This window comes from Cohnella nanjingensis (assembly GCF_014212125.1).
Lineage (GTDB): Bacteria > Bacillota > Bacilli > Paenibacillales > Paenibacillaceae > Cohnella > Cohnella nanjingensis.
Genome location: NZ_JACJVP010000077.1, coordinates 14,830 through 27,840 on the forward strand (window position 1 = coordinate 14,830; position 13,011 = coordinate 27,840).

The window sequence follows — 13,011 nt, forward strand, 5'->3', positions numbered from 1 at the left end:
TTGGATCGAATCGTCGGGTTCAGGCGCCGAGCAGGTCGGCCAGCCGCCAGCCGGTTATCTGTTTGATCTGCGCCAGCGCCTCGGCGCGCTCGGCGGCCGGTTCGTTCGCTTGCCGCGCCTTCATCGCTTCCAGAATGTCGTCCTTCGTCTTGCCCCTGACGGCCAGAATGAACGGAAAGCCGAATTTGTCTACGTAGGCCCGATTGGCCGCGGAGAACGTCCCGTATTCCTCCGGCGTCAGGCGGTCGAGTCCGGCCCCTTGCTGCTCCGAAGCCGAATAGTCCGTTACCGCAAGCCGCGTCCCGAGATCCGGGTGCGCGCACAGCAGTTCGAGGATGCGGGCTTCGGGCGACGCGGCGACCGCTGTCATCATGGCTTCATGCAGCGCCTCCCGCGTGCGGAACGGGCGCGCTTCCCACGCTTGTTCGGCGACCCAGGGCGAATGTTCGAAAATGCCGCCAAGGACGCCGACGAACTGCGCGCGGCTCATCTTGCTGACGACGAGCATCGGGATTTTATGGGGCGCCGCGCTCATTTCCAGTACCCTTCGTGCACCGCGACCACTTCCGCCTCGATCTCGGGGAAAGGACCGATGACTTCGATCGCCTTGCGGCCCCGGGCCAAGATCTCGCGGCAGGGCATGTCGAGGGTCGGATTCTGCTCGTCGTCCCCGGTCAGCTCGGCCAGCCGGCGCTCGGAGATGCCGTATACGACGCGCCCGACATTTCCCCAATAGATCGCCCCCGTGCACATCGCGCAAGGCTCCGCCGTGGAATACAGCGTGCACCGCCAGAGAACGTCCTTCGGAAACTGCTTCGATACCGCCTGCATGAGCGACGTCTCCGCGTGTCCCGTGCACACATGCTCCGTAATCTCGACATTGCCTTGCTCCCGGAGCACCTCGCCGTCCGGCCCGACCAGGATGCAGCCGAACGGGGTATTGCCCGACGCCCGCGCCTTTCTGGATACTTCGATGCAGCGGCGAATATAGGATAAATGCCGTTCTCTCTCGCTCATGGCTGGGCCTCCTTCGTCAAATCGATCGCCCGTTGAACGGAACGCAGAATGCCTCCGTATCCGGTGCAGCGGCACAGATTGCCCGACAGCGCTTCTTCGATCTGATCCGCCGTCGGCGACGGCTGCTCGCGCAACAGCGCGGTCACGGAGATGATCATGCCGGGCGTGCAATACCCGCACTGGTAGCCGCCTTCCTCGAGGAACGCTTGCTGCACGGGGTGCAGACCGCCCTTGGACAGTCCCTCGATCGTCGTGATTCGCTTGCCTTCGCATTGGTAAGCCATCGTCAAGCAGGCGTTGACGGGCTTGCCGTCCGCCAGCACCATGCAGGCGCCGCAGCGGCCGATCTCGCACGACCGCTTCGTGCCGGTCAGCCCCAGATCGTCCCGCAGCACGGACAGCAGCCGCTTGGACGGCGGCACGCGGACCGTAACCGCGTCTCCGTTAATCTCGCAAGCCAGCGCATCCCCGCTCGCTCGACGCGCTTCCGTCCGGTCGATCATCTTCCATCCCCTCCCGTCCTGTTTCCGCTTCGATGAATATGCAGATGAGCTAGACAGCCTGCGCCGGTCAGTACCAGCCATCCGTCTCCTGCAGCAGCGCGGGGTCGATCGGCAGCCGGTTCACCCGCTTCCCGACCGCCCGGTAGACGGCGGAAGCGATCGCCGGCGCGAGACCGACCGAACCGACTTCCCCGATCCCCCGGGGACCGTATTCGTCCCCTTCCGGCAGCGTCTCGATCGGCTCGACCTCGAAGGTCCCGCCAAGCTCCGCGACGGTCGGGATCAGATAGGTGTCCAAGTTCTCGGTGAGATAGTGGCCGCCGGACATGACCGCGTCTTCGGTGAGCGAGAAGCCGAGCGCCATGCCGCTGCCGCCTTCGATCTGGCCAAGGAAGCCCTGGGGGTTCACGACCGGACCGGCAGCCACGGTATGGTACTGATCGGCGACGCGGACGCGGCCGGTCAGCAGATTGACCTCCACGGCGACGGCGACGGCCGAATACGTGTAGAGAAAATGCGCGCCGACCCGGTCGACCGGCGATCGCGGGAATTCGAACCGCGTCTCGGCGATGACGGGCGCTTTCGCCGTCGCGGCGGCCAGCGCGGCATACGGGAGCAGCAGCTCGCCGCCATCGGCGTCCCGGATGCCGCCGGCCCCGACGCGCAGCCGGTCCGCCGGCATCGCCAGCGCCGCGCTCGCCGCGGCGATCAGCTTCCCCGCGAAAGGTCCCCGCAGCCGGCGCAGCGACTGCCACATCATGCTCGTGGACCGGGAGGCCGTGCTCGACCCGCTGTCCGGCACGACGTCGGTATCGCCGATGACGATCCGGACGTCCTCCGCCGCGAAGCCGAACTGCTCGATCAGCATCTGTTCGAGAGAAGCGATAAGACCTTGACCGAACTCCTCATAGCCGAAGACAGCGTCGATCTTGCCGTCCGCGGCGAGCCGCAGGCGGCCGCCCGCCGGATCGGGAATGCCGACGCCGAGGCCGGCGCCGTGCATGACAAACGAGGCGCCGACCCCTCTGCGGATCCAGGGCGGCGCCGGCGTCCCGGCCGTCGCTTGCCCCCGGTCGGACGCGGTTTTCGCCTCTACCCTAGCAGCCGCCAACCCGATTCCTTCCTCCCCGGATCCGTCATGTCCGGCGCTCTTCCCTCCGGTCGCGCCAATCCCCGGGCCAGATCCAGCGCTGCCTCTGCCTGTGCCGCTTCGCCACAGCTCGCTCTCCGCCAGCGCTTCCCAGACTTGGCTCGCGCCCGCCGTGACCGCGATCGGCTGTCCGAGCGGTCCGGCATCGTCCGTCTTCCGCAGGTTCAGCCGCCGAAATGCCCACGGATCCATGCCGAGCTTGTCGGCCAGCCGATCCATCTGGCCTTCCAGGGCGAAGATCGCCTGATTGCCGCCGAAGCCGCGGAACTCGCCGGACATGCCGTTGTTCGTGTACACGTTCACGCTCTTCACGTCGACCGCGTCGTACCGGTAAGGCCCGATGACATGCTCGACCGCGAAGTTCAACACTTCCGCGCCCAGCGTCGCGTAAGGCCCTTTGTCCGCGACGATCTCGACCTCGTGCGCCAGGAGGCGTCCGTTCGCGTCGACGCCGGTCTTCATCCGGATCTTCATCGGATGGCGCTTGAGCCCCGCGCGCACCGACTCCCAGCGGGAGTGGTGAACCTTCACCGGTTTGCCCGTCGCGAGCGCCAGCAGCGCGCCGTAAGGCTGGACGTTCAGTTCGTCCTTGCCGCCGAACGAGCCGCCGATCGGACTCGAGACGACCCGGATGTCCGCTTCCGGCCGGCCGAGAATGCGCGCGAGCTGCATCCGGTCCATGAATCCGTGCTGGGTGGCGGAATAGACGGCGAGCCGTCCGTCCGCTTCCGGCACGAACAGCCCGCCTTCCGTCTCCATATAGGTGTGCATCTGGCGCGGCGTGACGTACGTCTCTTCGACGATATGCGCCGCCGCGGCGAAGCCGGGCGCGACGTCTGCCGTCCGGTAGTCGTTCCGGTGCAGCACGTTGCCTTCGGGGTGGACGAGCGGCGAATCCGGCAGCAGCGCGCGTTCGGGATCGTCGACGACCGGGAGCGGCTCGTACGCGACTTCGATCGCGCGGAGCGCGAGCACGGCGATCTCCGGCGTCTCGGCCGCCACCGCCGCCACCGCGTCGCCGATGTAGCGGACCCGGTCCTCGCAGAAGACGGGCTGGTCCGGCCGGGCGATGCCGAAGCGGTTCAATCCCGGCACGTCCGCGTAGGTCAGCACCGCAAGCACGCCGGGGAGCGCCATCGCCTTCGACGCATCGATCGAGACGATAGCCGCATGCGGATGCGGACTGCGCAGCACTAGGCCGTGAAGCATGCCCGGAAGAGACAGATCGGTCAAATAAGACAGGCCGCCGGTTACTTTGCCGGGACCGTCCGGCCGGGTGCGCCATCGGCTCCCGCTCGTCGTCCGGTTCAACAGCATGCGCCCCTCACCCCTTTCGTCCTGCCGCGGCATCCCGGGCGGCCTGCCAGACGGCGGCCGCCGCCAGATTCGCGGCCGCGCGCTTCCGGTAGGCCTCGGTCGCGAAAAGATCGGGTTTCGGCTCGTACTCCTCCTCGACGCACGCTTGGAACGCCGCGAGCGTCTTGCCGTCCGGCGTCTGCCCCCGCAGCGCCGCTTCCGATGCGTCTAGGCGGTACGGGACCGTCTGGCCGCCGCCCGCCGCGACGCGGATCTCCTCGACCGCGCCGTCCGCGCCGATGCGGCCGGTCAGCGCGACCGTCACCAGCGAAGGCATGAACGCCTCGCGCCGGCCGACTTTATGGTAAGCGAAGAATCGCGCCGCGTTCGAAGTCGTATCGTCCGGCGGCACGGGCAGACGGATCTGAACCAGCACGCCGGACGCGGGCGTCGGCGCGCGCCGCTCCCGCTCCAGCCAATCGGCCAGACTGCAGGCGTGCGGCTCCGGTCCGGCCTGCCAGACGAGCTGCGCCGAGAGCGCGAGCAGCGCCGGCAGCGCGTCTCCGACGCGGGAGACGACATTGCCGCCGATCGTCGCCAGGTTCCGGACGGACGGCGCCGCGATGACGCGCGCCGCTTCCGCGAGGAGCGGGTATCGCGCCAGGATGGCGGGATGGCTCCGGCAGACGGACAGCGGGACGAGCGCGCCGAGCGCGGCCTCTTCTCCGTCCATTTCGACCTCGCCGGCCCCCGCGATCGCGGTCAGGTCGATCAGATGCGCCGGCGGCTCCGCGACGCCCGCTTCCCATTGCGTGCGGAGCAGCGTGCCGCCGGCGACGTAGACGCCGGCCGGACCGAACGCTTCCTTCAAGCGCCAAGCTTCCCGGGCATCTCCGGGATGCCAGACGGCAGGAGTCCGGAGAATCTCATCTTGCTCCATCGCCATGTTCATCCCCTCCTTCCTCTAAACGGTCGTACATTTCCGTGCGCTGTCTTGCGCCGGGCGGCATCGAATCCGCCCCGATCAGAATCTCTGCTCGCGGATATAGGGCAACCCGAGCGATTGCGGCGAGCCGGAAGGCTTGTTGCGGCTCCGCCAGCCGAGAAACATGAGCACCAGGATCGTGACCGCGTAAGGAATCATCTTCAGGAAGTAGGACGGAATCTCGCTGCCGATCAACTGAATCTTGAAGCCGATCGTATCCATCGCCCCGAAGAAGTACGCGCAGAACAGCGCGCGGACCGGATTCCAGCGGGCGAAGATGATGAGCGCGACCGCGATCCAGCCGCGTCCCGCGGTCATGCCTTCCGTCCAGGTCGGCGAGTAGACAAGCAGCATATCCGCCCCGGCGAGGCCGATCAGGATCGTGCCGGCGATGACGTATCCGTAGCGGAACGTCTGCACGCGGATGCCCATGACGTCGGCGGTCGGGGGATTGTCGCCGATCGCCCGCAGATGCAGGCCCCACGACGTCCGATGGATATACAGATGCATCGCGACGACGAGGACGAAGCTGAACCAGGCGAGGACGTCAAGGTGCGCGAAGACGGGTCCGAGGAACGGTACGCCGTCCAGGAAGTTCAGATTCAGCTTCGGTACGGAGCCCGGAATCGGCGTGCCGCTGACTTTTTTGCCGAGGTAGGCGCTAAGGCCGGATCCGAACAGCGTCATGGCGAGCCCGCTGACCGTCTGATTGGCGCGCAGCGTGACGCACATGAAGGCGTGAACGAGACCGAGCGCGATGCTGATGCCGGCGACGGCGAGCAGCGTAACCGCCAGACTGCCCGTGTGGATAAAGGCGATGCAGGCGATGACGGCCCCGAGCAGCATGATGCCTTCGGCGCCCAGTTGAATGATGCCGGAACGCTCGATCAGGATGCCGCCCAGCGCGGCGAACAGCAGCGGCGTGCCGGAGGAGATGGCGGCCGCGATGATTTGCGCAAGGAGTTCCATAGGTTGATCCGCTCCTCTCAGCCGTTGCGGCGCAATCTGAATTTGCTGAGCATGCCGCCGGCGATCAGGAAGAACAGGATCGCGCCTTGGATCATGTTCGAGATCGAGGAAGGCAGGCCGATCGTCTGGACGCTGTAGCCGCCGACGATGAGACCGCCGAACAGGACGGCCGACACCGCGAGGCCGACCGGATGAAGCTTCGCGAGCCAGGCGACGATGATCGCGGTATAGCCGTAGCCCGGCGAGATGCCGTACATGAGGCGGTGGGACACGCCGGACACTTCGCTCATCCCGGCGAGTCCGGCGAGCGCGCCGCTGATCAGCATGACGAGCAGGATGTGGCGTTTGATGGGGATGCCGGCGTTTCTCGCGGCCTCCGGATTGGCGCCGATGAGCCGCAGCTCGTAGCCCCATTTGGTGTACTTGACGAGGAGCGCGTAGATCGCGACGGCGGCCAGCGCGAACAGCAGCCCCATGTGAAGCCGGGTGTCGCCCAGAACGGGCAGCGACTGCGCCTCGTTAAACATCGGCGTGCCCGGGAAGTTGAAGCCCTTCGGGTCCTTCCACGGTCCGAAGACGACATAGTCGAGCGCGAGCAAGCCGACATAATTCAACATCAGGGAGGTGACCAGTTCGTTCACTTGAAAATACGTCCGGGGAATCGCCGTGAGCAGCCCCCAGACGCCGCCCGCCGCGAGGCTGAAGACGATCATGAGCGGAATCGTCGCGTAAATCGGAAGATTCGGAAAATAAATCGTAACCGCGGTGGCGGCGATGGCGCCCACCATGAATTGGCCTTCGGCCCCGATGTTCCAGACGGAGATGCGGTAGGCGATCGAGACGCCCAAGCCGCAGAGGAGCAGCGGGATCGCCTTCACGAGCGTCTCGGCGATCCCGAAGGAGGAGCCGAACGCGCCCCTGATCATCTTGTCGTAGACGGCGATCGGGTTCATGCCGTTCGCGGCGATGAAGATGCCGCACAGGAGGAGCGCGAGCAGGACCGAGACGATCGTCATCCACCACGGGCTGCCCGTGCGGGAAGGATCGATCTCCAGCCGATAAGCCCACATGCGGCGCGAGGACGGCTTGGGCGGTTCCAGAGGGACCGCCGCCGCGGCTTGTCGTTCGCTCATACGGCCCTCTCCTCCTCCTCCCCATGCAATCCGGCCATGTACATGCCGATGCGCTCCCGGTCGGCCTCGCCCCGCGGCATCTCGCCGACGATCCGGCCGCCGTAGAGGACGAGGATCCGGTCGGACAGCTGCATCACTTCGTCCAGGTCTTCGGAGATGAGCAGCACGCTCCGGTCTTCGCTGCGCAACTGGGCGAGCAGCCGGTGAACGCCCTCCGTCGCGCCGACGTCGAGGCCTTGCGTCGGATGCACCGCCACCATCAGCTTCGGGCGATGGTGAATCTCGCGCGCGAACAGCAGCTTCTGCTGGTTGCCGCCGGACAGCTGCTGGACGGGCGTGTCGAGACCCGCCGTCTTGACGTCGAACTCCTCCACGAGGCTTTGCGACCAGGTTCGGTTGCGTCCGATGCGCAGGAAGCCGAGCTTGGCGCGCTCCTTGGAGCGGTAGGACTTGAACAACAGATTGTCGACGAGGCCGAGGCTGCCGGCGAGACCGCTCTTCATCCGGTTCTCCGGCACGTGCGAGATGCCCGCTTCGATGGCGCCGCGAACGGAGGCGCGCTTGAACGGCCGGCCGTCGAAGACGATGCTTCCCCGCTTCCATGCGCGCAGGCCGGTCAGCACCTCCGCCAGCTCCTTCTGCCCGTTGCCGGCGACGCCGGCGACGCCGACGATCTCGCCTTCGCGGATGTGCAGCTCCAGTCCGTCCAGCGCTTTGCGACCATGGTCCGCGTAGACGTCGAGTTGACTGACCGCGAGCAGCGCCTTGCCCGGGCTGCGGTCCGGGAGCTCGCGATGCGCCGCGATGTCCTTGCCGACCATGAGCCGCGCGAGCTCCCGCTCGTTCGTGTGCGCTTTGTCGACCGTATGGATCATCCGGCCTTTGCGCATGACCGAGATGCGGTCCGCGGCCGCCATCACTTCCTTCAGCTTGTGCGTCGTCATGATGACCGTCTTGCCCTCGGCCTTCATGATCGCGAGCGTCGCGAACAGCTGCTCCGCCTCGCCCGGCGTGAGGACCGAGGTCGGCTCGTCGAGGATGATGAACTGCGCGCCGCGGTACAGCGTCTTGACGATCTCGACCCGCTGCTGCTCGCCGACCGACAGCTGCCACACCGGACGATCGACCGGGAACGCGAGGCCGAACCGGCCGGCGATCGACGCGATCTCTTCTTGCTTGTTTTTCATCCATTTCGGACCGCGCCAGAAGGACGATTTCTCGCCGAGGACGATGTTCTCGGCGGCCGTCAGCGTCTGCACGAGCCGGAAGTTCTGGAAGACCATGCCGACGCCGAGCTTCGCGGCGTCCTTGGGGGAGCGGATCCGCACCCGCTCGCCGCGGAGCAGGATGTCTCCGCTCGTCGGGCGGTATACGCCGCTCAACATGCACATCATCGTGCTCTTGCCCGCGCCGTTCTCGCCGAGCAGCGCGTGGATCTCGCCGGCGCCGGCGCTGAAGTCGACGCGGTCGTTGGCGACGACGGATCCGAATTGCTTGACGATCTGACGCATCTCGATGGCGTTGATCGCGTTCGTTGTCATGAGGCTGCCTCCTCTATCGCGGGAGGGAGGCGACCCTCCCGCCGGGCTGTGTTCCGCGGTGTTCGTGGGGATAAATCAACAAATCCCTCGTTGAAAGGGATTTGTTGGGCGCGTTATGGAACGAGGCTTACTTCGGAATCGTGCCTTCGACGCCTTTGACGAGCCAATTCATCTCGAGGATCTCCGCGTCCGTCAACGATTGGCCGGAAGCCACTTTCTCCGCGCCGCTCTGATCGACGATCGGGCCGGTGAAGATGTTGTCTTCTCCCGCGACGAACTTGGCCTTCTGGTCTTCGACCAGCTTCTTCACGTCGTCCGGGATACTCTCCCCGAGCGGCGCGATGTCGACCATGCCGTCCTTGAAGGAACCCAAGTATTGCTCGTTCGTCCAAGTGCCGTCCGTGAGCGCCTTGACCTTCTTGGCGTAGTACGGACCCCAGTTCCAGACCGGATTGGTCAGATAAGCTTTGGGCGCGTAACGGGTCATGTCGGAGTCGTTGCCGCCCGCCATCGCGCCGCGTTCGTTCGCCGCTTGGAGCGAGGCCGGCGAATCCTGGTAAGCGATCAGAACGTCGGCGCCTTTGTCCAGCAAGCTGATGGCCGCGTTGCGCTCCGTCGTCGGATCGAACCACGTGTTCGTCCAGACGATGTCGACTTTGACGTCCTTGTTTACGGATTGCGCGCCCAGCGTGAAGGCGTTGATGTTGTAGATCAATTCGGGGATCGGGAAAGCGGCGACGTAGCCAAGGTGGTTCTTCTTGGTCATCTTGCCCGCGGCGATACCCGAGAGATAGCTGGCTTCCCAGTTTTTGCCGAAGTAGGTGGCCATGTTGTCGTTCGTCTTGTAGCCGCCGGCGTGCTCGAACTTCACGTTCGGGAATTTCTTGGCGACGTTCAACGTGTAGTCCATGTAGCCGAAGCTGGTCGTGAAGATGATGTCGTGATTCTGCGCGAGCTCGGTGATGATCCGCTCGGCGTCCGCGCTTTCCGGTACGTTCTCGACGGTGTCGGCCTTCATGCCGAGCTCCTTCTCCATATACTTCACGCCGAGATCGTGCTGGTACGTCCAGCCGCCGTCTCCCGGAGGGCCGATGTACACGAAGGCGACCCGAGGCGTCTTGCCGGCCGGGGCCGAGGGCGAAGCCGACGGCGATTCGCTCGCGGACGGCGAAGCCGAAGAGGCGGATGCGGACGGGCTCGCGTTGCCCGAATCGTTTGACTTGCCGCAAGCGGACAACACGACGGCCATCATCATGACGAGCGCCAGACTTGCGCTCCAAAAGCTTTTCCTCTTTTTCATACCGTTCCTCCCCGACTCCCTGTTCTATTTACATCTTGGTTGCGACCATGACGTACCTCCAATATACTTTTGCGTAATTTTAACGTCAACTTATATTACATTTAATTGGTCTATCATCTAATATGACAAGCAGACATTGTGCATCGTGCACTTTTACCTCTATTTTACGTAAGATTTTCTAACATTTATAGCAAGTCTACCCTTCACTTCCGAACATTCGCGAATAAACCTCACGCGCCCGGACCCATCCTTCGGGCGTGTCCACATCCAACGCCCGTTCGGCCTCGGTCACCGCGACGCAGCGGCCGCGGAAAGCCTCGTCCGTCAACAAGGCCCGCGCGCCCTTATCGCCTTCCAAGGCCGCAAGCGCGGGGAACATCGACCGCCGGAAGAGGGCGGGCGGCGCGTCGTAGCCGGCATACCGGCAGGCGACGAAGTCCAGCGCGGGGTCGGCCGCTGCCGTCGCGGCCAAACCGCGCAGACAGGCCGCATGCACGAAGGGCTGGTCCGCCAGCGCGACGAGGATCGCGTCGGCATCGGCGTCCATTGCTTCGCGCAGGCCGCGGCGGATGGAATGGGACATGCCTCGTTCCGCTTCGGGACAAGGCACCGCCCGCACTTCGCCGCTCGCGCCGTCCAGCCAATCGAGCGGATCGTCCGGCCGAACGACGGCGATGACCGGCCGCGCGACGCGGCTGTCCAGCAGGCTTCGCAGCGCGACGCCGCCCAATCGTCTACCGGGGGCAAGCTCCAGGGACAGCTTGGGCCGCCCCATCCGGCTGCTCCGGCCTGCCGCCAGATAGAGACCCGTAATCCGCATGCGACTCCCTCGCTTCCCTTGTCCGTCTTCCACGGCGAACGGCGATCAACTCCGCGGCGATGCTGACCGCGATCTCTTCCGGCCCTTCCGCCCCGATCGGCAGCCCGACCGGCGCTTTGACGAAGTCCGGCATCGGCAATCCGTCGAACAGATGGCGGATGCGGCGGGCCGAACCCATCACGCCGACATACGCCGGCCGAAGCGGCAGGAGCGCTTCGATCATGGCCCGGTCCCGCTGCAGCTGATGGCCGCAAACCACGACGTAATCTCCTTCGCCGATCCCGAGCGCGCGGACGAGTTCGGACGCGCCGCCGGAGGCCAGCTCCGCGTCCGGGAACCGCTCCGTCGTCAGCAGCGATTGACGCCAGTCCGCCACGGCGACGCGGAAGCCCAGTCCGGCCGCCAGCCGATAGACGGGATCCGCATCCGTGCCGGCGCCGAACAGCACGAGGCGGTCCTGCCGCGCGATCCGCCATTCGAACAGCGGCGCCGCTCCGGACGCCCCGGGCTCGGCCCGGCCCGGTTCCGCCAGCCGATAATGAATGCCGCGGCCCCGGCGCTCGCGGACGAGCTTCGACGCTACGCCGCGCCAAGCGCGGCTGCGGGCTTCCGCCAGCGCGCGCCGCAGCTCTCCGGACACCGCTTCGAGCAGCACCTCGATGACGCCGCCGCAGCCGATCGCCTCGCCCCACATCGCATCCGTCTCCGGCCGCATGTCGTAGCGTACGATCTCGCATTCGCCGGACGCCCAGACGGCCGCGGCCCGCGCCTGCAGATCCGACTCCAGACATCCTGGACTGATGCTGCCGATCCGCCCTTCCGCCGATTCCGGGAGGAACAGCATCGCCGCCCCCGGCTTGCGGTAAGCATGCCCTTTCACGCCGATTACCGTCGCCAAGACGACGGCCCCTTCGCATCGCAGCGCCCGATCCACGATCCCGAACGTTTCCATGCGGTCCCCTCCTTAGATGACGGCCGCCCGCGACAGCAGCTCGCGCAGCGTCCGGTCGGATGCCCGCAGCACCGACGCGCGATCGATCGTCTTCACCCGCTTGCCCGCCATCACCACTTCGCCGTCGATCAGCACCGTATCCACGTCCCCCCGCGTCGCTGCGTACACGACGCGCGAGAAGAGGTCCGTATCGTACGACGGATAGACGTGGAAGTCTTCCAGGTCGAGCAGCTGCAGATCGGCTTTCTTGCCCACTTCGACGCTGCCGATCTCCGATTCCATGCCGAGCACCTCCGCGCCGCCCATCGTCGCCATCCGCAGCACCTGCCGCGCGTTCATCACCGTCGGTCCGTGTTGCACCTTCTGGATAAAAGCCGTGAGCCGCATCTCCTGGAACATATCCAGGTTGTTGTTGCACGGCGCCCCGTCCGCTCCGATGCCGACGGGCACGCCCATCGACAGCAGATCGGGCACTTGGGCGATGCCGGAAGCCAGCTTCAGGTTCGATCCCGGGCAATGGGTGACCTTCACGCCCCGCTCGCGAATGATGCGCTTTTCCTCCTCGTCCAGCCAGATGCTGTGCGCGAGAATCAGGTTAGGCCGCGCGAGGCCGATATGATCGAGATAGACGACGTTGCGCATGCCGCGTTCGGCTTCGACGAGCGCGATCTCGTCCCGGTTCTCCGAGGCGTGCGTATGCACCCGGACGCCGTATCGGGCCGACAAGTCGCGGACGCTTGCGAGCAGCCGTTCCGTGCAGGAGACGACGAATCGCGGGCAGAACGCGTATTGGATCCGGCCGTTTGCGGCGCCGTGCCACTTCTCGAGTAGATCCACGCTTTCCTGGAGCGAGCGGTCCGTATCCTCCTGCAGCGCCGGCGGCACCTCGGTGCCGTGATCCATCATGACCTTGCCGGACAGCGCGCGCACGCCGCTCTCCGCGATCGCCCGGAAGGCCGCGTCCGTATGATTCACGGTCTCCATGTCGAGGATGGTCGTCGTGCCGCTCCGGATGAGCTCGCCTAACCCCAGCAACGCGGAATAATAGACCGATTCCTCCGAGTGCGCGGCTTCGAGCGGCCAGATCCGCTTGCGCAGCCAATCGATGAGCGCCAGGTCGTCCGCCCTCCCGCGGAAGAGCGTCTGGCAGAGGTGAATATGGGTCTGCACGAAGCCCGGCAGCAGCACCCGCCCTCCGGCGTCGATCACCTCGTCCGCCTGCGCCTCCAGATTCGGTCCGATTCGGGCGATGCGTCCGTCTTCGATGAAGACGTCGCCTTCCACCACTTCCAATTCCGCGTTCATCGTCAAGATGACGGCATTGCGTATCCACTTCGTTGTCATC

The 13,011-nt window shown here is 65.7% G+C and carries 12 protein-coding genes; all 12 read right to left on the minus strand.

The genetic code is table 11. The features are described from left to right. Positions 1-19 precede the first annotated feature (19 nt). Complete coding sequence (uraD, locus tag H7C19_RS32820; protein WP_185673306.1) at positions 20-535, minus strand: 2-oxo-4-hydroxy-4-carboxy-5-ureidoimidazoline decarboxylase; 516 nt, start codon at positions 533-535, stop codon at positions 20-22. Then, on the minus strand, positions 532-1,017 hold the full coding sequence (locus H7C19_RS32825; protein ID WP_185673307.1) for a nucleoside deaminase: 486 nt from the start codon (positions 1,015-1,017) through the stop codon (positions 532-534). The genes uraD and H7C19_RS32825 overlap by 4 nt, the downstream gene beginning before the upstream one ends. After that, positions 1,014-1,520 (minus strand): (2Fe-2S)-binding protein, encoded by a 507-nt coding sequence (locus H7C19_RS32830; RefSeq protein ID WP_185673308.1) that lies wholly within the window; start codon positions 1,518-1,520, stop codon positions 1,014-1,016. The genes H7C19_RS32825 and H7C19_RS32830 overlap by 4 nt, the downstream gene beginning before the upstream one ends. A 67-nt stretch (positions 1,521-1,587) precedes the next feature. Beyond that, positions 1,588-3,987, minus strand: coding sequence for a molybdopterin cofactor-binding domain-containing protein (locus tag H7C19_RS32835; protein ID WP_185673309.1), 2,400 nt, complete (start codon positions 3,985-3,987; stop codon positions 1,588-1,590). A 7-nt stretch (positions 3,988-3,994) separates the two neighbouring features. Next, positions 3,995-4,912: an FAD binding domain-containing protein gene (locus H7C19_RS32840; protein ID WP_185673310.1), complete on the minus strand. Its 918-nt coding sequence runs from the start codon at positions 4,910-4,912 to the stop codon at positions 3,995-3,997. Between the two features lie 78 nt (positions 4,913-4,990). Beyond that, the gene (locus H7C19_RS32845; RefSeq protein WP_185673311.1) at positions 4,991-5,920 is read right to left on the minus strand and encodes an ABC transporter permease; all 930 of its coding nucleotides are present in this window, start codon (positions 5,918-5,920) and stop codon (positions 4,991-4,993) included. Positions 5,921-5,937: 17 nt separating this feature from the next. Continuing rightward, a complete protein-coding gene (locus tag H7C19_RS32850) occupies positions 5,938-7,053 on the minus strand; it encodes an ABC transporter permease (protein ID WP_185673312.1) in 1,116 nt (371 codons plus the stop codon). After that, positions 7,050-8,594, minus strand: coding sequence for an ABC transporter ATP-binding protein (locus H7C19_RS32855; RefSeq protein ID WP_185673313.1), 1,545 nt, complete (start codon positions 8,592-8,594; stop codon positions 7,050-7,052). The genes H7C19_RS32850 and H7C19_RS32855 overlap by 4 nt, the downstream gene beginning before the upstream one ends. Before the next feature lie 127 nt (positions 8,595-8,721). After that, complete coding sequence (locus H7C19_RS32860; protein ID WP_185673314.1) at positions 8,722-9,894, minus strand: BMP family ABC transporter substrate-binding protein; 1,173 nt, start codon at positions 9,892-9,894, stop codon at positions 8,722-8,724. Between the two features lie 196 nt (positions 9,895-10,090). Then, positions 10,091-10,669 carry a nucleotidyltransferase family protein gene (locus H7C19_RS32865; protein WP_221469601.1) on the minus strand — a complete coding sequence of 193 codons (579 nt, stop codon included), beginning with the start codon at positions 10,667-10,669 and terminating at the stop codon, positions 10,091-10,093. After that, positions 10,629-11,666 carry an XdhC family protein gene (locus H7C19_RS32870; protein ID WP_185673316.1) on the minus strand — a complete coding sequence of 346 codons (1,038 nt, stop codon included), beginning with the start codon at positions 11,664-11,666 and terminating at the stop codon, positions 10,629-10,631. Before H7C19_RS32870 ends, H7C19_RS32865 begins: the two co-directional genes overlap by 41 nt. A 12-nt stretch (positions 11,667-11,678) precedes the next feature. Then, positions 11,679-13,010: a 5'-deoxyadenosine deaminase gene (locus H7C19_RS32875; RefSeq protein WP_185673317.1), complete on the minus strand. Its 1,332-nt coding sequence runs from the start codon at positions 13,008-13,010 to the stop codon at positions 11,679-11,681. Position 13,011 lies beyond the last annotated feature (1 nt).